Raw genomic sequence first — 20,211 nt, forward strand, 5'->3', positions numbered from 1 at the left:
GCCGCCAGAGACGTCGGCGGTTACATTCAGGCCGCCTCTCCGTCGTGGGAGCAGAGGCGTTGAAGAGTGGGTGGCGAAGCAGTGTTTCCTCGACGCGACAATGTCGCTTTACGTAACCCTTTCATTGCACTCAGGCAAAGAATGGGCAATCGTCGATCAATGTGGGCCGCGGTTTCCGTGATCGTTGCCGGCGCGGCCGCCGTGGCGGTCCCGACCATGGCCTCAGCAGCGACGGACCCGTGCGCTCCGGCTGTGAACCCGATCGTCTGCGAGAATTCCAAGGACGGCTCGCCGAAGTCGGAATGGCAGATCTTCGGTGCCGGTGATCCCACTATCCAGGGCTTTACCACGGACGCCAGCGTGAATGTCGGCGGCACGATCGACTTCAAGGTGAAAACCGACGCCGACGACTATGAGATTAAGATCTATCGGCTTGGATATTACAAGGGTGACGGCGCTCGCTACATCGACACCGTGAACCCGTCGGTGGACCTGCCGCAGTCCCAGCCGGACTGCCGCAAGGACCCGGCCACGGAGGCCTTCGAATGCGGTGAGTGGGGCGTCTCCGCCTCCTGGGCCGTGCCGTCGACGGCGGTCTCCGGGCTCTACATCGCGCTGCTGCGCCGCGAGGACACCGGCGGCGACAGCCACATCCCGTTCGTCGTCCGCAACGACGCCAGCCACTCCGCGCTGTTCTTCAAGACGTCGGACGCCACCTGGCAGGCCTACAACAAGTACGGCGGCTCCAGCTTCTACGAGGGCGACGCCAACGGCCGGGCCTACAAGCTCAGCTACAACCGCCCCTACGCGACCCGCGAGGGCGTGACGGCGCGCGACTGGCTCTTCGCCAACGAGTACCCGATGCTGCGCTTCCTGGAGCGCAACGGCTACGACATCAGCTACACCACCGACGTCGACACCGACCGGTACGGCTCGCTGATCAAGAACCACCGGACGTTCCTCTCCGTCGGCCACGACGAGTACTGGTCCGGCCCGCAGCGCGCCAACGTCGAGGCGGCCCGCGACGCCGGGGTGAACCTCGCGTTCTTCAGCGGCAACGAGGTCTACTGGCGGACCCGCTGGGAGCCCAGCGCGGACGGCAGCAACACCCCGTACCGGACCCTCGTCTCGTACAAGGAGACCTGGGGCAACGACGACATCGACCCGTCCGACGAGTGGACCGGCACCTGGCGTGACCCGCGATTCGCCTCGTCGACCGCGAAGGGCGCCGGCAACCCGGAGAACGGCCTGACCGGCACGGTCTACATGTCGAACCACAACGAGCTGCCGCTCACCGTGCCCGGCCGGATGGCCGGCCTGCGGCTGTGGAACAACACCGCGGCCGAGGACCTGTCCGCCAACGGCTCGATCAGCTTCACCGAGAACACCGTCGGCTACGAGTCGGACGAGGACCTCGACAACGGCTTCCGGCCGGCCGGCCTGATCCGGCTCTCCGAGACGACCGGCCCGACGCCGGAATACCTGCGCGACTTCGGCAACACGGTCTCGGCGGGCACCACCACGCACCACATGACGCTCTACAAGGCGGACAGCGGCGCGCTGGTCTTCTCGGCCGGCACCATCCAGTACGCCTGGGGCCTGGACGAGGAGCACGACCCGACCCGGGGCGACCCGGCCGACGTCAACATGCAGCAGGCGACGGTCAACCTCCTCGCCGACATGGACGCCCAGCCGGCGACGCTGATGTCCGAGCTCCAGCCGGCCACCGCGTCCGAGGACAAGGTCGGCCCGACCACGGTGATCAGCTCGCCCGCGGCGAACACCAGCGTCAAGAACGGCGCGAAGGTGACCCTCACCGGCACCGCCTCGGACACCGGCGGCGGCGTCGTCGCGGGCGTCGAGGTCTCCACCGACGGCGGCGAGAGCTGGCACCCGGCGGAGGGCACCGACTCCTGGACGTACTCGTTCCACAGCACCGGGATGGGCAGCCAGACCGTGGTTGTCCGGGGCATCGACGACAGCGCGAACAAGGGTGAGCCGGCCTCCCGGCAGCTCACGCTCACCGGTGTGAGCACGATGTTCGGCCAGGCCAAGCCGAAGGTCGAGAGCATCAACGACGAGCAGCAGGCCGAGCTCGGCGTGCGGTTCACCCCGCAGACCGACGGCCTGGTCACCGGCATTCGCTTCTACAAGGGCGACGGCAACACCGGCACCCACACCGGCACGCTCTGGACCGCCGACGGCGAGCGCATCGCGAAGGCGACGTTCTCCGACGAGACCGAGTCCGGCTGGCAGCAGGTCGAGTTCTCCCAGCCGGTCAACGTCGACGAGGGCACCAGCTACATCGCCTCGTACAACGCGCCGCGCGGGCACTACTCGGGTGACGCGTGGGCGCTGAGCTACGGCGTGAAGGCGGGCCCGCTCGCCGCCGACCCGTCGCGGCCGGGACACCGGTCCGGCCTGTTCAGCTACGGCACCGGCGCGCCGACCGAGTCGTTCCAGGACACCAACTACTACGTCGACGTCATGTTCAAGCCGTCCGCCACGACCCCGCCGTCGGTGGTCGCGGTGAGCCCGCTGGCCGGCGCCGTCGACGCGGCCGCCGACGTCAAGCCGAAGGCCACCTTCAGCGAGAAGGTCACCGAGTCGTCGATCCAGTTCACGGTCCGCGACGCCGCGAACGCCCCGGTGGCCGGCTCGGTGTCCTACGCCTCCGGCACCCGGTCCGCCACCTTCACCCCGGCGGCGGCGCTGACCACCCCGGCCACGTACACCGCCACGGTGACCGCGTCGGACGTCGACGGCAACGCGATGGAGGAGCCGTTCACCTGGACCTTCACCACCGACCCCGATGCGTACGTGGGCCGGCTGTTCCCGGTCAACGCGGCGCCGGCCACCGCGTCGGTCAACGATCCGACGGCGGTCGAGCTCGGCGTGAAGTTCGAGCCGGCGACCGACGGTGAGATCATCGGCGTGCGCTTCTACAAGGGCGCGGGCAACACGGGTACGCACACCGGGTCGATCTGGGCCGCGAACGGCGACCCGATCACCAGCGCGGTGTTCGAGTCGGAGACCGCCACCGGATGGCAGACGGTCTACTTCGACGAGCCGGTGGACGCGACGGCCGGGACCACCTACGTGGCGTCGTACCACGCGCCGAACGGGCACTACGCCGGCGACGCGCACTACTTCGAGACCGAGCTGACCCGCGGTCAGCTGAGCGCTCCGGCGGGCGGCAACGGCGTCTACCGGTACGGCAACGGCTCCTTCCCGAACGAGTCGTACAACGACACGAACTACTGGGTGGACCCGCTGTTCGTGGCGGAGGGCACGACGGTCAGCCCGACGACGCCGTCGCCGTCCCCGTCGGTCTCGCCGTCGGTCTCGCCGAGCGCGTCCCCGTCGGTCTCGCCGTCGGTCTCGCCCAGCGCGTCTCCCTCGGAGTCGGCTTCGCCCAGCACGTCCCCGTCGGCCTCGCCGAGCACCTCGCCGAGCGCGTCTCCGAGCGCGTCGCCTTCGGTGAGCCCGAGCGAGCCGCTGGTCGAGAACCCGACCCCGACGCCGCCGGCGAGCGCCGGCCCGCCGGTCGGGATCTTCGCGGCCGACGCCACCCCGTCGGTGGCGGGCTGGGACGACGCCGGCGCCCTCGAGGTCGGTGTGAGGTTCGTCGCTGACGTGCCCGGCACGGTCACCGGTGTCCGGTTCTACAAGGGCGCGAAGAACACCGGCACGCACACCGGCACGGTGTGGGGCCCGGACGGCGCGGTCCTGGCGACCGCGACCTTCCAGGACGAGACCGCCTCGGGCTGGCAGACGGTGCTGTTCGACAAGGCCGTCACGATCACGCCGGGCGTCGAGTACACGGCCTCGTACCACACCACCACCGGCTATTACGCGGTCGACCTGAACGGGCTCGCCGACGGTCTCGTCGCGGCGCCGCTGCGGGTGCCGGCCACCGGGGCGGTCTACCGCTACGGCAACGGCGGCGAGGCGCCGACCGCGACGGGCAAGCACAACTACTGGGTGGACGTCCTCTTCGTCAAGCAGTAGGCCCACCGTCCTAACACGACCGCCGTCCGTATCGACTTCCCGACACGGGCGGCGGTTGTCTCGGCTCCTCAGGGTGCGGGAGCCTGTTCATCGATACAGAGAAAGGTGTCTGGGTACGTCATGACCGTCAAAACGGCACCACGGCTGATGAGAGGCCGCCCCCGGATCTCGGTAGTGATCCCCTGTTACAACTACGGCCACTTCCTTCCCGAGTGCGTGCGCACGGTCCTCGACCAGCCCGGTGTCGAGATGGACGTGCTCATCGTCGACGACGCCTCCCCGGACGGCAGCGCCGAGGTGGCCCGCGAGCTGGCCGCCGCCGACCCGCGGGTCAAGCTGCTCGCGCACGAGAAGAACAGCGGTCACATCGCCACCTACAACGACGGCCTCGCGGCCGTCGACGGCGACTACGTGGTCCTGCTCTCGGCCGACGACGTGGTCGTGCCGGGCGCGCTGGCCCAGTCGGCCGCGCTGATGGAGTCCAACCCCGGCGTCGGCATGGTCTACGGCTTCGCGCCGACCTTCGTCGACGTGCCCCGCGAGCCCCGCACCCGGGTGCACTCGTGGACCGTCTGGGAGGGCCCCGAGTGGCTCGAGCAGGTCTGCCGCCGCGGCGGCAACCCGCTGGCCACCCCCGAGGTCATGCTGCGCACGTCGCTCATGCGCGAGCTCGTCGGGTACGAACCGGAGCTGCCGCACTCCGCCGACTTCCTGCTCTGGCTGCGCGCCGCGTCCCGGGCCCAGGTCGGCCGGGTCAATGGCGTCGACCTCGCCTTCTACCGCGTGCACGGCGGCAACATGCACACCTCGCAGTTCTCCGGCGTGCTGACCGACCTGACCGAGCGCTGGAAGGCGTTCGAGTGGTTCTTCGCGCACGACGGCGACGCGGTCGACACGCCCCGGCTGCGGGCGTCGGCGGCGCGGGCCGTGGCCCGGGAGGCGCTGATCGCCGTCCGCCAGTCCTACGAGCTGGGGGAGCCGGCCGCCGACGCCGCCGAGCTGGTCGCCCTGGCCGAGAAGATCGATCCGGACTGCCGCGGGGGCAGGTTGTGGACGGTCTGCCAGAACTACCTGCGCCGTGGCGCGCGGGTCCCGGTGCGCCTCACGGCCACCGTCGACAAGGCCATTTTTCACGCTCGCTGGCGGCGCTGGCGGCGGACCGGAGTGTTGGGTGCGGTGAGGTCTCTGTGAGTCAGTCGGATCAGCGCGGTGACGCCGTCATCGTGTTGTCGCAGCTCTCCAAGGTTTACGAGCCCACACCCCGGTGGATGCGGGTGTTCGCCCGCTCCCACCTCACCGAGAACGTGCGCGCCCTGGACGGCGTCGACCTGTCGGTGGGCGCCGGCTCGATCTGCGCGATCGTCGGCCCCAACGGCGCCGGCAAGACCACGATGTTCCGCATCATCATGGGCCTGACCACCGCCACCAGCGGCACCGCGAAGGTGCTCGGCCTCGACGCCGAGGGCGACTCGGAGCGGATCCGCCAGGTCGTCGGCTGGATGCCCGCCGAGGACCGCAGCCTGCTCATGCGCGCCACCTGCCGGGAGAACCTGCAGATGCACGGCCGCCTGCAGGGCATGCCGCGCAAGCTGCTGGCCGAGCGCATCGACCACGTGATGGAGCAGGTCAACCTGATCCCGCAGATGCAGTCCGTGGTGGCCGGCCTCTCGGCCGGCATGAAGGCCCGGCTGCGGCTGGCCCGGGCGCTGCTGCCCGGCCCGCGCGCGCTCATCCTCGACGAGCCGACCGGCGCGGTCGACCCGATCGCCGCGCACGGCCTGCTGGAGCTCATCACCAGCCTGGTCGCGCAGGAGCAGCTCGCCGTGCTCATCTCCTCGCACCGCCTCGAGGAGATCGAGGCCCTCCAGTCGCACGCGCTGCTGATGGACCGCGGCCGGGTCAAGTACGACGGCGACCTGGACGCCCTGCGCAGCGAGTGGGACCGGCCCAGCCTCGAGCTGGTCGCGGCCGACCCCGCGTCCGCCGGGCTGATCGCCGACGACCTCCGGGCCCGCGGCCTCGACGTGACCACCGAGGACCTCAGCGTGCGCGTCCAGCTCGACGGCAAGCACCGGGTCGGCGCGGTGCTGGCCGGCCTCGGCCCGCTCGCCGACTCCGTCGAGCACGTACGCGAGATCCCGATGCCCCTGCGTGACCTGATCGCCCAGGTCTACACCACCGGAACGAAGGCGGAAGCCACGCGATGACCGCTGCCACCCTGTCCTCCGAGCGCCGGTTCGGCCGTAAGGTGCTGGACACCCTCGAGGGCTACATCCGCATCGACCTGGTCGAGGAGCGGATGTTCCCGCTCTCGACGGTCCTGCGCTACGCGGCCGTGGTCTTCCCGGTGCTGCTGTACTACTTCCAGAGCACGTTCCTCGGCACCGGCCAGGACGTCTTCGTCTTCATGCTGATCGGCACGGCGGTCATCGCCGGCCTGCAGGACGCGCTGACCGGCCTCACCAGCCGGCTGCAGTTCGCGCAGGAGCGCGGCACGCTCGAGACCTACCTGATCGAGCCGGTGCCGTGGGCGCTCATCCCGGTCGCCATGAACATCTGGCGCAGCGTCACCGGCGCGGTGCTGGCCTGCCTCATGGTCGGCATCGGCTGGCTGCTCGGCGCGCCGATCCACGTCGCCGGCATCCCGCTCAGCCTGGTCGCGCTCTTCCTCGGCATCGTGGCCTGCAACGCGCTCGGCACGTTCGCGGCCGCGTTCATCGTGCTGTTCAAGCGCGGCGAGCCGGTGGTCATGCTGTTCAGCCTGGCCGCCTCGGTGCTCGGTGGCGCGCTGTTCCCGATCAGCGTGCTGCCCGAGTGGATCCGCTGGCTCAGCTACCTCGTGCCGCATTCGTACGTGATCAGCGCGGTGCGTCAGCTGCTGGCCGGGGAGACGTCGCCGGACGAGCTGTCGCCGGCGCTCTCGCTCGGCATCCTCGCGGTGTTCTGCGTCGTGACGATGACGTTCGGCCTGTGGCTCTTCGACCGTTCCCTGCGGCTGGCCCGCAAGCTCGGCATCCTGAGTATCTGAGAGAGGGCAACCGGTGAGCGGAGTGGGAGAGAGCGCCGCACGGTCGCGGGAGGCGCTGCGGCTGTTGCGCAGGCAGGGCGCCCGCGGTTTCGCGCAGCGGGTGGCTCGGGTGGCCTACAACAGGCTCGGCGCCTCGTCGCTGGAGTTCCCGCTGCGGTTCGAGGACGTGGCCGACTCACGCGGCCTCAAGCTCGCGGCGCCCGCGGCCCGGCCGGCCCGGGGCACGCCCCTGACGATCGGCTGGATCTGCACGCCGCCGGCCGCCGGCTCGGGCGGGCACACCACGATGTTCCGCATGATCGAGGCGCTCGAGGCGGCCGGTCACCGGTGCGTGCTCTACCTGTACGACATGTTCGACGGCGACGTCGACCGGCACCGCGGCGTCATCCGCGGCTCGTGGCCGAAGGTCCGCGCCGAGGTCCGGTCGGTCGCCGACGGGCTGGCGCCGATCGACGCCTACGTCGCCACGTCCTGGCCGACCGCGCACGTGCTCGCATCCCGCGACGACCTGGCGACCCGGCGGCTCTACTTCGTCCAGGACTTCGAGCCCTGGTTCTACCCGCAGGGCGCGGAGTACGCGCTGGCCGAGGACACCTACCGGTTCGGGTTCCGGACGATCACGGTGGGGCGGATGCTCGCCGGCATGCTGGGCGAGCAGTTCGGTGTCGAGGCCGCGGTGGCCGAGTTCGGCTGGGACGACGCGGTCTACCACCTGACCAACCCGCAGCCGCGCAACGGCGTGGTCTTCTACGCCCGGTCGGACACGGCCCGGCGCGGGTTCGCGCTCGGCCTGCTGGCGCTGCGCGAGTTCCACCGCCGGCACCCCGAGCAGGAGATCCACCTGTTCGGCGACCCGACCGCGCAGGTGCCGTTCCCGGCCACCAACCACGGCCGGATGACGCCCCGGCAGCTCGGCGAGCTCTACAATCGCTGCGCCGCCGGGGTGGCGCTGTCGTTCACGAACCTGTCGCTGGTGCCCGACGAGATGCTGGCGTGCGGTGTGGTGCCGGTCTGCGGCGAGTCGCCGTACGCCCGGGCCAGCCTGGACAACCCGCACGTGCGCTGGGTGCCGCCGACCCCGCTGGGGCTGGCCGAGGCGCTCAGCGACGCGGTCTCCGGCCGGAGCGCCTCACCGGCCGAGATCAGCGCGAGCGTCCGGCCGGTCGCGTGGGACACCGCGCAGCGCGCCACGCTCGCGGCCATCGAGGACGAGGTCTACGGGGCCTGAGCGGCGGCCCCGTCGGTGATCACCTGACCACCGACGGGGACCAGGCGTCGGCCACGAGCACCTGCGGGCTTCCGCTGCCGTCGGCCGGCACCTGCCAGATGTCGCTGGTGGTGGCGCCGTTGCCGGCGGTGCGCGGCAGCCCGTACAGAATGGTGTCGTCATCGAGCCACTCGGCCTGGTCGTCGACGCTGTTCGTCTCGGCGAGCACGGTCTCGGTCTTGGTGCGCAGGTCGTAGACCGCGAGCCGCCACTTGCCGGCCGGCAGGTCGCCGTGCTTCTTGAACGCGATCCGGGTCCCGTCCGGCGACAGCGACGGGCACTCGACGTCCTCGCGCAGCGCCGTCACCGTCTGCTTCGACAGGCTGCCCTCGGTCAGCCAGGTCTTGCCGCCCGACGACGCGGTCACGTAGAACCTGTCGTCGTCGGCGAACGTGACGCCCCACAGGTTCTTGTCCACCGCGGTGATCGTCCTACCGTTCACGACCAGCTTGAACTTCTCGATGTCGCCGACCACTTCGCCGTCGGTGCGGGTCACGATCGTCCGGGTGGAGAACTGTCCCGGGTTGGCGTACGAGTCCCCGTACACGAAGGTCGTGGTCGCCACCAGCGAGCCGTCCCGGGACAGCCGGGCCCGGCTGGGCAGGCCGGTCAGCGGGAGGTCCCGGACCGGGCCCCAGACCGTGTCCAGCAGCTGCGACTTGTAGGTGGTGACGATGCCCCGGTCGGCGGAGAGGCAGATGGCGTCCGCGGTGGTCGCGTAGACCCGCTCGCAGGAGGCCGGGGTGAACGCCCGGGGGCCGCCCGGGTCCGCCAGCGGCGCCATGGCGACCTGGCCGTAGCCCTGGCCCAGCGCGGTACTGCGGAAGACGATGTGCGGCTGCGAGCGCAGCGTGGCGACGTCGCCGGCGGTGGCCACCGCGGGGGCCGCGGCGAGCCGGTCGGCCTGGTCCCGGCGTTCCTTCCAGACGTAGCCGCCGGCGCCGGCGAGCGCGACGACCAGGATGACCACCAGCAGGGAGACCCGCAGACGGGTGCTCATGCGGCGACCTCCGGCCGGCTGTCGATGCCGCGCAGCATGACCCACGCCGCGGGGATCGCCGCGGCCAGCAGCACCGCGAAGACCACGAGTGACTCGCTCGGCCCCTGCACGGCCCAGAGCAGGCCGAACATCACCGAGGACGCGAAGCGGGCCAGCGCCACGACGGTCTGCGCCGCCGAGATGCCGCTGCCCCGGGCCTCGGCCGGCACCAGGCGGCTGACCAGGGCCGGCAGCACGCCGTCGGTGGCCGCGTAGAAGACGCCGAGCAGCAGCAGCGTGCCGAGGGTCAGCCCGAGGCCGCCGGACGGCAGCGCGCCGAGGACGTAGGCGAGCAGCAGCGCGCCGTGCCCGGCCACCAGGACCTTGGCCCGGCCGACCCGGTCGGCGAGCCGGCCGAACGGGACGGCGAGCAGCAGGTACGCGATGTTCGTGCCGACGTAGAGCAGCGGGAAGTAGGTGGCCGCGAAGTCGTCCCGGTCCTGCAGGGCCAGGTAGAGGAAGCCGTCGCCGACGGTCAGCAGGCCGAGCACGCCGGCCGCGACGAGCGGCTTGCGCAGCGGCCTCGCGGTGATCTCGCGCATCGCCCGGCGCAGCCCGATCCTGGCCTTCGCGGAGCTGGTGCGCAGGTTCGGCACGAAGAGCACGAGCACGGCCAGGCCGGCGATCGCGACCGCGAACGAGACGACCCAGATCGAGTCGTAGCTGTTCGGCACGGCCGCGAGCAGGGCGAACGCGACGATCGGGCCGATCGCGGCGCCGATCGTGTCGAGGGTGCGGTGCACGCCGAACGCGCGGCCCAGCATCTTCGGGTCGGAGGCCTCGGCGATCAGCGCGTCCCGGGGCGCGGTGCGCAGCCCTTTGCCGAGCCGGTCGGCGGTCACCACCGCGACGATCGCGCCGAAACCGGCGGCCGGGAGCATCAGCAGGCGGCTGACCGCGGAGGCGCCGTAGCCGACCACGGCGATCCACTTGGGCTGGCCGCCGCGGTCACCGGCGTAGCCGCCGGCGATCCGTACGAATGCACTGACGCCCTGATAGATGCCGTCGAGGAAACCGTAGGCGACGGTGCTGAGCCCGACCGCGGCGGTGAGGTACAGCGGCAGGACCGAGGCCACCATCTCCGACGAGACGTCGGTCAGCAGGCTCACGATCCCGAGCAGCACGACAGTGGTCGAGACGCGCCGGACGACGCTGCGCCCTCCCGGCTCCTCGTTCGACCCGGGCCGGTCCCGCAGCGACACGTACACGTTCGTCAACCACCTTCCGGGCCGCGATGATCACAGACGGCCGGGCCCACCCTATCGGCGCTGGCGAGCGCCGGTCGCGGTCCGTTCTGCCCTATTCTTCCGGCAGTTCGGACCGCGATGTCACGACGTTCAGCCAGCCAGCGCCGACTTCAGGGCCTCGGCGACCCGCTCCTGCTGCTCGCGGGTGAGCTGCGGATAGATCGGCAGGGACAGCAGCTCCGGCGCGACCGCCTCGGCGACCGGGTAGGAGCCGCCCAGGTAGCCGAACGCGCCGGTCTTGTGCACCGGGTACGGGTAGTGGATGCCCGCGCCGATGCCGTCCTCGTTCAGCCTCGCCAGCACCTCGTCGCGGCGGCCGCCGGGAACGCGGACGCAGTAGATGTGCCAGACGTGCTCGTTGCCCTCGAGCGTCACCGGCAGCGTCACGTCCAGGCCGGCGAGCAGCTCGTCGTAGTAGGCGGCGACCGCGCGGCGGCGGCGGTTGCCCTCGGCGAGCCGGGCCAGCTTCGCCCGCAGCACGACCGCCTGCAGGCCGTCGAGCCGGCTGTTCACGCCGATCAGGTCGTGGTGGTACTTGCGCAGGCCACCGTGGCTGCCCAGGGTGCGGACCGTGGTCGCCCAGTCCTCGCGGGCGCTCACCACCGCGCCGGCGTCACCGTAGGCGCCCAGGTTCTTGCCCGGGTAGAAGCTGGTGGCCGCGATGCCGTCGACGCCGGCGCCCCTGCCGTGCCGGGTCGCGCCCTGGCACTGCGCCGCGTCCTCGACCAGCACGACGTCGCTCCCCGCGAGACCGGCGCGCAGCCGGTCCACCGGGGCGAGCTGACCATAGAGGTGCACGGGCGCGATCGCCTTCGTGCGCGGGGTCACTGCCGCGAGCGCGGCTTCGACGTCGATGAGATACGTACGGGGGTCGCAGTCGACCAGAACCACGTCGGCGCCGGTGCGCGCGACCGCCTCGGCCGTCGCGATGAACGTGTTGGCCGGCAGGATCACCTCGCTGCCGGGGCCGACACCCACGGCGCGGAACGCCAGCTCGAGGGCGTCCGTGCCGTTCGCCACGCCGACGCAGTGCTCGACGCCGGAGAACGCCGCGTACTCCTGCTCGAACGCGGCCACCTCGGCGCCGCCGACGAACGCGGTCTCCGCGATGATGCGCTTGAAGCCGGCCTCGACCTCCTCGGCCACCTCCGCGTGGGCGGCGGCCAGGTCGACGAGCGGGATCTTGCTCATTTCTGGGTCAACTCCTCGAGCTTGGCGCTGCGCTCCTCAAGCTTGGCGCTGCGCAGGAAACGGGCCGGGCTGCCGACCCAGACCTCATCGGGCGGAACGTCACGCAGCACGACCGAGCCCATGCCGATCTGCGACCAGGCGCCGACCGTCACACCCTCGCGGATCAGGGCGCCGGCTCCCACGTACGCGCCGCGTCGCAGGATCGCACCGCCGCCGACGCGCACGCCAGAGGCGATGGTCCCGAAGTCCTCGACCAGATCGTCATGGGTGAGCACCACCTGGGGCATGACCGCGACGTGGGCGCCCACCGACAGGTCGGCCGTCAGGACCGTCCCGGCCAGCAGGACGCTCCCGGGGCCGACCGTGCAGCCGGCGCCGATCTCGGCGGACGGGTGCACGACCGTGGCGTACCGCTCGTCCGGCAGGCCGAGCCGCTCGACGATGGCCTGCCGCGCGGTGTAGTTGCGCGGGTTGCCCACGCAGACCACGACCGCGGTGTCCGCCATGCCGACCACGCTGTCCACCGGGCCGAGGATCGGCAGGCCGGACCGCAGGGTGCCGTGCAGGGCGGGGTTGTCGTCGACGAAGCCGGTGACCCGCCAGCGGGAGGCGGCCGCGGCGGCCGTCTCCCGGGCGAAGCCGCCGGCCCCGACGATGACCAGGTTCTTCACTTGCGGGCCCTCACTTGCGGGCCAGGTCGCGGAGGATGCCGACGATGTAGTCCTGGTCGCCCTCGGTGAGCTGGTGGTGCAGCGGCAGGATCAGCGAGTTCCTGGTCAGCCGCTCGGTCACCGGCAGCGGCGGCGGGGTGACGTCCGCGTAGGCCGGCTCGAGGTGCGAGGCCATGATGCCGCGGCGGGCCGAGACGCCCTTCGCGGCGAGCGCCGACAGAACCTCGTCCCGGTCCACCGGGAAGCCGTCGAGCAGCACCCAGAACGACTGGTAGTTGGTCTGCCCGTAGGCCGGGTCGCGGACCGGGATCAGCCCGTCGATGCCGGCGAGCAGCTCCTGGTAGCGCGCCGCGAACTGCCGGCGCTGCGCCACCAGGCCGGCGAGCCGGGTGAGCTGCACGAGCCCGACCGCGGCCTGGATGTCGGTCATCCGGTAGTTGTAGGCGGTCTCCAGGTACGCCTCCAGCACCGGCTGCTTGCTGGCGTGCCGGTCGGCGGCGGAGACGTTCATGCCGTGCTCGCGGAGCCGCTTCAGGCGGACCGCGGCGTCGGCGTCGTCCACCGTCACCATGCCGCCCTCACCGGTGGTGATGAGCTTGCGCGGGTGGAACGACCAGGCGGCCACCGCCGCCCCGGTGCCGGCCGGTTCCCCGTACGCCGTGGAACCCGCCGCGCAGGCGGCGTCCTCGACCAGGGTGACCCCCCACCCGGCCGCGGCCTTGCGCAGCGCCGCCGTGTCGAACGGAACGCCGCCCTGGTGCACGGCGATGACCGCGCGGGTGCGATCGGTGCGCACCGCGTCGACCGTCTCCACCGTCACGTTGCCGGTGGCCAGGTCGACGTCGGCGAAGATCGGCGTGGCGCCCACGTAGCGGACCGCGTTGGCGGTCGCGATGAACGAGAACGACGGGATGATCACCTCGTCGCCGGGGCCGACGCCGTGCAGTACCAGCGCCAGGTGCAGGCCGGTCGTGCAGGAGCTGACCGCGACGCCGTGGCCGGCGCCGACGATGGCCGCGAACTCCTGCTCGAACTTCGCGACGCGCGGGCCCTGCGCCACCCACCCGGAGCGGACGGCGTCGGCAGCGGCCTGCGCCTCCTCCTCGCCGAGCAGGGGGATCATGACGGGGATCTTGCGCTGTGGCTCGCTCACTTGGACGCCCGCCACCAGTCGACGAGGCCCTGCAGGCCCTCGGTGAGGGAGAGCTCGGGACGCCAGCCCAGCTTCCGCTCGGCGGCGCTGATGTCGGCGAGCCGGCGGGTGACGCCGTTGACCGCGCGGGCCGGGCCGTGCTCCGGGGCGAGGTCGGACTTCATCACGTCGGACAGCGCCTGGGCGAGCTCCTTGAGGCTGGTCTCCTGGGCGCTGGCGATGTTGAAGACCTCGTCGGTGACGTCCGCCTTCGCCGCCAGGATGTTGGCCCGGGCGATGTCCGCGACGTGCACGAAGTCCATCGTGGCGAGGCCGTCGCCGAGGATCAGCGGCGGGGTGCCCGCGGTGATGCGCTCCATCCAGCGGATCAGCACCTCGGTGTAGAGGCCGTGGATGTCCATCCGCGGGCCGTACACGTTGAAGTAGCGCAGGGCGACGTAGTCGAGGCCCTTCATCGCGTGGAAGCTGCGCAGCGTGGCCTCGTTGAACGCCTTCGCCGCGCCGTAGAACGTGTCGTTGTTGTACGGGTGGTGGCGCTCGGTGGTCGGGAACTCCTCGGCCAGGCCGTAGACCGACGCCGACGACGACGCGACGAGCTTCTTGACGCCCTCCTCGGCGGCCGCCTCGATCACGTTGAACGTGCCGTCGACGAGCACCTCGTTGGCGAGCCGGGGCTCCTCGGCGCACTGCGTGATGCGGATCGCCGCCAGGTGGAAGACCAGGTCCTGGCCCCTGGTCAGGTCACGGACCAGCTTCTGGTCGCGGATGTCGCCCTCGACCAGCTTGACCGGGCCGTTCTCCAGCGCCCACGCGAGGTTGTCCCTGCGCCCGCGCACGAAGTTGTCGAGAACGACGATCTCGGCGGCGCCGCCGCGGACCAGTTCGTCGACGACGTGCGAACCGATCGTGCCCGCCCCGCCGGTGACGAGAGCGCGCGCGCCCTCGATCTGTACCCCAGTCACGCCATGTGCCCTTCGTCGAGCTTGATCATTGTTCCGCCTTCGGCGAGGCTCCGCGAAGCCGCCTGAAGGATCTCCAGCACGCGCAGCCCGGACCGGCCGTCGGTCAGCGCCGGCGTGCCCGTCGTGATGGCCCGCGCGTACTCGTCCACCATCGTGCGCAGCGCCTCGCGCTCCACCAGCGCCGGGGCGACCATGTCGCCCGAGCGGTAGGAGATGCGCAGGTCGCGGCGCTGCTCGTCGCCGAGCTCGTCGGCCGACGACACGTCGACGCCCTTGTCGTAGATCGAGATCCGCTGGCTGGGGTTCAGGTCGTCCCAGACCAGGGTCTTCTTCGCGCCGCCGACGATCGCCGTACGGATCTTCACGGGCGACAGCCAGTTCACGTGGATGTGCGCGATCGCGCCGTTGCTCAGCTCCAGCGTGAGGTAGGCGACGCAGGCCCGGCCCGCGCCGATGCCGTCGGCGCCGTGCGCGGCCACCGCGATCGGCCGGACGCCCGGCGGCAGCACGAAGTCGAGGATCGACAGGTCGTGCGGGGCGAGGTCCCACACCACGTCGATGTCCTTCTGCACCAGGCCCAGGTTGATCCGGACCGAGTCGAGGAAGTGCAGCTCACCCAGCTCACCGGCGTGCAGCAGCTCGCGGATCTTCAGCACCGCGGGGGTGTAGCAGTAGGTGTGGTCGCACATCAGCGTCAGGCCGCGCCGGTCGGCCTCCTCGACGAGCTGGACGCCCTCGTCGTAGGTGGCCGCGAGCGGCTTCTCGACCAGCACGTGCTTGCCGGCGCGCAGCGCGGCCAGGGCCACCGGCAGGTGCGTGCCGGCCGGGGTGGCGATCGCGACGGCCTGCACCTCGGGGTCGGCGAGGACCTCGTCGAGGCTGGCCGAGACCTGCACCGTCGAGTAGCCGCCGAGGACCTTCCTGGCACGCTCGACGTCGAGGTCGCAGAGCCAGCGGAGCCGGAAGTTCGGCGACGCCTGGAAGTTGCGGACGAGGTTGGGGCCCCAGTAGCCGGCCCCGATGACGGCGACGCCGATCGGCGCGGTCGTGGGCTGTGGAGAGGTCACGGACGTCCGTTTCGTTCGGGAAGCCGGGGCTTCGGGTTCATTCGATGTCCTCGCACCGCAGGACCACCGTCCACGGCGGGTTGTTCGGCGGCGCGATCACCAGGCCGGTGTTCCCACCGTCGAGGGCGCAGGCGGCCTGTGCCCGGTCGAGCTCGGCGCTCCAGGTGAGCCCGTCCGCGCGCGGGTTGTCGATCCGCAGGTTGACCGCGGCGACCACCGCCAGCAGCGCGGTGAGCGCGTAGAGCGGGACCCGCGTGCCGCCGGGTGCCGGTTGCAGCAGCGCCACCAGCGCGACCACCACGAGCATGGCCGGCGCGACCGCGTAGCGCGGGGTCGCGGCGCCGGAGAGCACCACCGGCAGCAGGTACATCAGGGCGCTCTGCAGCGCGGCCGCGACCGCCAGGACCCACAGCGGGCGGGTGACCCGCCGCAGCGCGACCACCAGGGCCGCGGCCACCACGAGCCAGGCGATTCCGGCCAGCACCACCCAGCGCCCGTTCACGTCGTCGCCCAGCCAGCGCTGGCCGATCAGCGGCGCCGGCACCGCGCGCAGCACGTACCCGGCGACGGCGCCGACCGGGTCGAGCGCCAGCGCGCGCTCGCTGGAGCCGGACAGCAGCCCGGCGACCTGGAGCACCAGGCCGAGGCCCAGGGCGCCGGCCAGGAGCCGGCCGTGCCGGTCGCGGTTGACCAGCCGGAACGCCGCGAGCGGCAGGTAGGCCAGGACCAGGATGTCGCTGCCGGCCACCAGGAACACGGTGACCACGGCGACGATCTGCCCGGCCCGGCCGCGCGGCGACCACAGGAACAGCCAGAACAGCACGTACAGGCCGTACCAGTGGAAGTTGGCGATCGAGTTGAGCACCTCGTCCTGGGCGACCGGCACGAGCACCACGACGGCCGAGACGAGCACCCGGGACAGCGTCGACGGCAGGTGGCCGGCACTGGCCACGAAGACGAGCAGGGCCAGCAGGGCGGTGGCCAGCGACGCCGAGATCGCGAGCACCGCGGCCGCGGCCTCCGGTGGGAAGGCCGCCGCGACGGCGGCCAGCAGGCGGGGTACGACGTGGAAGTAGCCGGCGTACGACGTCGTGAGCGCCGACCAGGGGCCGTCGGTGACGGCCTGGCTGTAGAAGACGCTGCCGTCCTCGGCCCAGACCGTGTCGAGGGCGCCGTGCCCGGGCTGCCGGAGCAGCCCCACGGCGGTGCCGGCGACGACCGCGACCACCGCGGCCAGGATCGCTCTGCCGGTCACCGGCCGCGCGGGCGGCGCGACGAACAGGTCGCGCGCCGCCTTCACGAGCGGTGCCGGGCTGGTGGTGAGGGTCAGAGCCGGCCCTCGGCGACCGCCTGGGTCACCCACGGAATCACCTCGTCGAGCATGTCGTCCAGGGAGGTGGTGGCCTCGAAGCCGAGAACCTCCTTGGCCTTCGTGACGTCCGGGACCCGCTTCTGCACGTCGTACTCGAACGGGTCGTCCGAGACCAGGCTGAACGGGACGTCCGCGCCCTTGATCTTGCGCCAGATCACCTCGGCCAGCTCCTGCACCGTGGTGCCCTCGGCGGTGGAGATGTTGAAGTCCTCGTTGCGGGCGGCCTCGTGCTCCATCGCCACGACGATGCCGCGAGCGAGGTCGCCGCCGTACGTGTAGTGGCGCACCTGGCTGCCGTCGCCGAGGATGTGCAGCGGGTCCTGACCCTTGAGCACCTTCTGCACCAGGTCCGGGACGACGTGCGACATCGCCAGCTTGACGTTGCCGGAGAGCACCTCGGCCTCGCCGAGCGCGCGGCCCTCGCCGACGCCGACGCAGTTGAACGGCCGGACGATGGTGTAGGGCAGCTTGTACTGGTCCCAGGCGGCCTTCGCGTAGTACTCCACCGCGAGCTTCTGGAAACCGTACGAGGACAGCGGCGGCGGGACGATCCGCTCGTCGCCCTCCTTGGACGGCCAGCGGTCGGTCGACTCGAACACCATCGACGACGACAGGTAGGTCATCTTCTGCAGCCGGCCCTCGCGGTGCGCCTTGATGGCCGCGTCGCAGGAGGCCGCCATGATCCGCTCGTTGGTGGCGAGCAGGTCGTAGGCGTACGCGTGGAAGTACGAGATGCCACCGATCATCGCGGCGCCGGCGATGAAGTGGTCGCAGTCCGACGCGAGCCGGGTGACCAGCTCCACGTCGCGGGCGTCACCCTCGGTGAAGTGGTAGTTGGGGTGGTTGTCGTACGAGTGCGAGACCGGCCCGTACTTGGAGAAGTTGTCCAGCCCGACGACCTCGTGACCGCGGGACAGCAGTTCCTCCACGACATACCCGCCGATGAAGCCGGCGGAGCCGGTGATCAGAACTTTGGACACGATTTCCCCTATCTGTTAGCTGTTGTGGTCGATGGCGACGGGACGGGCGGGCATCTCGGCCGCCTCGACCCGCTTGGCGCGGGCGCCGAGTTGTTCCAGCGTGAGCCGCCTGCCGTAGGCGAACCTATACCAGCGCAGGTAGCTGGGAAGGAATCGACCCATGTCAAAATGCGACTCACCGAGCTGGCGGTCGAGCCAGATGGTGGGGATCTCCGCGACGGGCAGCCGCGCGCGGCACGCCTTCGCGGTCAGCTCCAGGCCGATCTCGAAGCCGACCCGGGACTCGATCCCGACCTGGCGGACGAAATCGGTGCTGTACGCCTTGAAGCTGTTCGTCGCGTCCTGGGTGCCGACCCGGGTCATCTGGTAGAGGCTGCGCCCCGCCCACCGGGACAGCAGGCGCTTCAGCCGCGGGCCGCCGACCTGCTGGCCGCTCGGCATGTAGCGGGACGCCGCGGCGACCACCACACCGCGCTCGACCAGCATGGCCAGGGTGTCGATCTGGCGCGGGTCGTCACAGCCGTCGGCCATCGTCACGACCGCGACCGGCGCCAGCGCCGCGTCGATGCCGAAGCGGATGGCGTTGGCCGGGCCCCGGCCGTACGTGTTGAGCACCGGCCGCACCCGGGAGTCGGCCATGGCCAGCTTCTCCGCGTACGGGACGGTGGTGTCGTCGGGGGTGTCGTGGACGATGAGGATCTCGGCCGGCAGGGTCACGTCGCGCAGCAGGCGCTCCATGTGCGGCAGGATCGCGTCACCCTCGTTGTAGACCGGGATGACGACCGTGACGCGGGGTTTCACACCAGCACTCCGCTGCGGGTCAGCCCCCACATGTCGATCAGGGGGAGGTCGGTGTCGAGCTCGGCGTACTCCTGGTGCGGAGCCGCGATGATGAGCACGTCGGCCTTCTCCAGCACCTCGTCCAGCGGAACGAAGCGGTCGTCGGCGATGTGCGGGTCGGTGCAGAGCACCGACTTGGCCTTGAGCGTCAGCAGCTTGCGCAGCTTGTACGCCAGGCTCTCGCGGGAGTCGTCGCTGCCGGCCTTGAACGCCATGCCGAGCACGCCGACGGTCAGCTCGCTCAGGTCGAAGCGGGCCTCGACCCGTGACACCAGGTAGTTCGGCAGGCCCTCGTTGATCAGCATCGCCGCGTGGCCGAGCACGAACTTGTTCTGGTTGAACGCGGCCAGCTGCATCGTGTCCTTGAGCAGGCACGGGCCGGCGGCGAAGCCCGGCATCGGCACGTCGGCCGCGCGCGGGTAGTCGTAGGTGATGGCGTGCCGGATGCGGGCGTAGTCGACGCCGTAGTCGTTCGCCATCATCCAGAACTGATTGGCCGTGGCGAACTTAATGTAGCGCCACGTATTGGTGAACAGTTTCGCCAGCTCAGCCTCCTCGGGGGAGACCGGGACAATCTGTTCGGTCAGATTCCGGAAAAGCTTCTCCGCACGGAGGCTGACTTCCGGGCTGCGCGCCGCGACGATCTGCGGAAGGTCGAACAATTCGGTCAGAGCCTTGCCCTCGGCGATACGCTCGGGACAGAAGGCCAGATCGACCTCGATGCCCCGATTCCGGAGCATTTTCTCAGTGAGCGCCGTCACTCCCGGATACACCGTGCTGCGCAGCACGACGAGCTGACCGGGCACCAGGTGCTCGGCGCAGCGCTCGAGCGCCCGCGGCACCACGCCGAGGTCGGGGTTGAGGTGCTCGTCGACCGGCGTGCCGACCACGACGATGAGGTGCTCGGCGGTGCTGACACTCGCCGGATCCGTTGTGGCGGAAAGCCTCCCGGCCGCGACGACCTCGGTGAGCAGCGCGTCCGCACCCTCTTCGTCGAAGGGCATCCGGGCATCGTTCACTGTGGACACTGCGGTCTCGTTGATGTCGTACAGGGTGACCGACTGGCCACGCGAGGCGAGCGCGATGCCCAGTGGCAGGCCCACCCGTCCGCAGCCGCCGATGATGACGACGTCACGTGTGAATTGCTTTGTCCCCACTGGTGTGTTTCCCCCCAAACCGACGGACCGGCTCCGGTGACGGGTCGGATCCCTGTGCTGTGGTCCCGAGGCCCGGAACGGCTCGATGCTATAGAGCACCGTGGTGCCTGACCGATGGGTTTGTCGAGTTCCGAACAAGGGGTTGAAACGAGGGGTCAGGGACCATTAGCCGGTCCGCTGGAAGCGTCACCGTTTCGGCCGATTCCGTTACCGTATCGGTTCCACC

At 71.0% G+C, this 20,211-nt stretch carries 16 protein-coding genes; 5 read left to right on the forward strand and 11 right to left on the reverse strand.

Going from position 1 to position 20,211, the window contains the following annotated elements; genetic code table 11:
• Positions 1–360 precede the first annotated feature (360 nt).
• The 5 genes from AB0G10_RS41255 (at position 361) to AB0G10_RS41275 (ending at position 8,267) form a co-directional block, all read left to right on the forward strand.
• Positions 361–4,011, forward strand: a complete 3,651-nt coding sequence (locus tag AB0G10_RS41255; RefSeq protein WP_360935344.1) for a DUF4082 domain-containing protein — start codon at positions 361–363, stop codon at positions 4,009–4,011.
• A gap of 120 nt (positions 4,012–4,131) precedes the next feature.
• Positions 4,132–5,202, forward strand: coding sequence for a glycosyltransferase family 2 protein (locus tag AB0G10_RS41260; RefSeq protein ID WP_360935347.1), 1,071 nt, complete (start codon positions 4,132–4,134; stop codon positions 5,200–5,202).
• Complete coding sequence (locus AB0G10_RS41265) at positions 5,199–6,218, forward strand: ABC transporter ATP-binding protein (RefSeq protein ID WP_360935350.1); 1,020 nt, start codon at positions 5,199–5,201, stop codon at positions 6,216–6,218. Before AB0G10_RS41260 ends, AB0G10_RS41265 begins: the two co-directional genes overlap by 4 nt.
• Positions 6,215–7,039 carry an ABC transporter permease gene (locus AB0G10_RS41270; protein WP_360935353.1) on the forward strand — a complete coding sequence of 275 codons (825 nt, stop codon included), beginning with the start codon at positions 6,215–6,217 and terminating at the stop codon, positions 7,037–7,039. The genes AB0G10_RS41265 and AB0G10_RS41270 overlap by 4 nt, the downstream gene beginning before the upstream one ends.
• 13 nt (positions 7,040–7,052) lie before the next feature.
• Positions 7,053–8,267 carry a hypothetical protein gene (locus AB0G10_RS41275; RefSeq protein WP_360935356.1) on the forward strand — a complete coding sequence of 405 codons (1,215 nt, stop codon included), beginning with the start codon at positions 7,053–7,055 and terminating at the stop codon, positions 8,265–8,267.
• Between the two features lie 19 nt (positions 8,268–8,286).
• On the opposite strand, the gene AB0G10_RS41280 is transcribed toward AB0G10_RS41275, so the two are convergent.
• The 11 genes from AB0G10_RS41280 to AB0G10_RS41330 all read right to left on the reverse strand — a co-directional run bounded on the left by AB0G10_RS41280 (position 8,287) and on the right by AB0G10_RS41330 (position 20,084).
• On the reverse strand, positions 8,287–9,306 hold the full coding sequence (locus AB0G10_RS41280) for a hypothetical protein (RefSeq protein ID WP_360935359.1): 1,020 nt from the start codon (positions 9,304–9,306) through the stop codon (positions 8,287–8,289).
• Complete coding sequence (locus tag AB0G10_RS41285) at positions 9,303–10,553, reverse strand: MFS transporter (RefSeq protein WP_360935537.1); 1,251 nt, start codon at positions 10,551–10,553, stop codon at positions 9,303–9,305. Before AB0G10_RS41285 ends, AB0G10_RS41280 begins: the two co-directional genes overlap by 4 nt.
• Positions 10,554–10,682: 129 nt before the next feature.
• Entirely contained in the window at positions 10,683–11,783 is a 1,101-nt protein-coding gene (locus AB0G10_RS41290; RefSeq protein WP_360935362.1) for a DegT/DnrJ/EryC1/StrS family aminotransferase, read from the reverse strand.
• Positions 11,780–12,454, reverse strand: a complete 675-nt coding sequence (locus AB0G10_RS41295; RefSeq protein WP_360935365.1) for an acetyltransferase — start codon at positions 12,452–12,454, stop codon at positions 11,780–11,782. The genes AB0G10_RS41290 and AB0G10_RS41295 overlap by 4 nt, the downstream gene beginning before the upstream one ends.
• A gap of 10 nt (positions 12,455–12,464) precedes the next feature.
• Positions 12,465–13,577 carry a DegT/DnrJ/EryC1/StrS family aminotransferase gene (locus AB0G10_RS41300; RefSeq protein WP_360935368.1) on the reverse strand — a complete coding sequence of 371 codons (1,113 nt, stop codon included), beginning with the start codon at positions 13,575–13,577 and terminating at the stop codon, positions 12,465–12,467.
• Between the two features lie 26 nt (positions 13,578–13,603).
• On the reverse strand, positions 13,604–14,569 hold the full coding sequence (locus AB0G10_RS41305; protein WP_360935371.1) for an NAD-dependent epimerase/dehydratase family protein: 966 nt from the start codon (positions 14,567–14,569) through the stop codon (positions 13,604–13,606).
• A complete protein-coding gene (locus tag AB0G10_RS41310; RefSeq protein ID WP_360935374.1) occupies positions 14,566–15,636 on the reverse strand; it encodes a Gfo/Idh/MocA family oxidoreductase in 1,071 nt (356 codons plus the stop codon). The genes AB0G10_RS41305 and AB0G10_RS41310 overlap by 4 nt, the downstream gene beginning before the upstream one ends.
• A gap of 37 nt (positions 15,637–15,673) precedes the next feature.
• Positions 15,674–16,999 (reverse strand): hypothetical protein, encoded by a 1,326-nt coding sequence (locus AB0G10_RS41315; RefSeq protein ID WP_360935377.1) that lies wholly within the window; start codon positions 16,997–16,999, stop codon positions 15,674–15,676.
• Positions 16,963–17,988, reverse strand: coding sequence for an NAD-dependent epimerase/dehydratase family protein (locus AB0G10_RS41320; RefSeq protein WP_360935380.1), 1,026 nt, complete (start codon positions 17,986–17,988; stop codon positions 16,963–16,965). The genes AB0G10_RS41315 and AB0G10_RS41320 overlap by 37 nt, the downstream gene beginning before the upstream one ends.
• 15 nt (positions 17,989–18,003) lie before the next feature.
• Positions 18,004–18,789, reverse strand: coding sequence for a glycosyltransferase family 2 protein (locus tag AB0G10_RS41325; RefSeq protein WP_360935383.1), 786 nt, complete (start codon positions 18,787–18,789; stop codon positions 18,004–18,006).
• Positions 18,786–20,084: a nucleotide sugar dehydrogenase gene (locus AB0G10_RS41330; RefSeq protein ID WP_360935386.1), complete on the reverse strand. Its 1,299-nt coding sequence runs from the start codon at positions 20,082–20,084 to the stop codon at positions 18,786–18,788. Before AB0G10_RS41330 ends, AB0G10_RS41325 begins: the two co-directional genes overlap by 4 nt.
• Positions 20,085–20,211: the final 127 nt, after the last annotated feature.

This window comes from Actinoplanes sp. NPDC023714, from assembly GCF_040639855.1.
Taxonomy (GTDB): Bacteria; Actinomycetota; Actinomycetes; order Mycobacteriales; family Micromonosporaceae; genus Actinoplanes.

What these genes read in the sequence shown, in the direction of transcription:
- AB0G10_RS41260 (WP_360935347.1), top strand. Translation starts at nt 4,132, where the DNA reads ATGACCGTCAAAACGGCACCACGGCTGATGAGAGGCCGCCCCCGGATC.
- AB0G10_RS41270 (WP_360935353.1), top strand. Translation starts at nt 6,215, where the DNA reads ATGACCGCTGCCACCCTGTCCTCCGAGCGCCGGTTCGGCCGTAAGGTG.
- AB0G10_RS41280 (WP_360935359.1), bottom strand. Translation starts at nt 9,306, where the DNA reads ATGAGCACCCGTCTGCGGGTCTCCCTGCTGGTGGTCATCCTGGTCGTC.
- AB0G10_RS41290 (WP_360935362.1), bottom strand. Translation starts at nt 11,783, where the DNA reads ATGAGCAAGATCCCGCTCGTCGACCTGGCCGCCGCCCACGCGGAGGTG.
- AB0G10_RS41300 (WP_360935368.1), bottom strand. Translation starts at nt 13,577, where the DNA reads ATGATCCCCCTGCTCGGCGAGGAGGAGGCGCAGGCCGCTGCCGACGCC.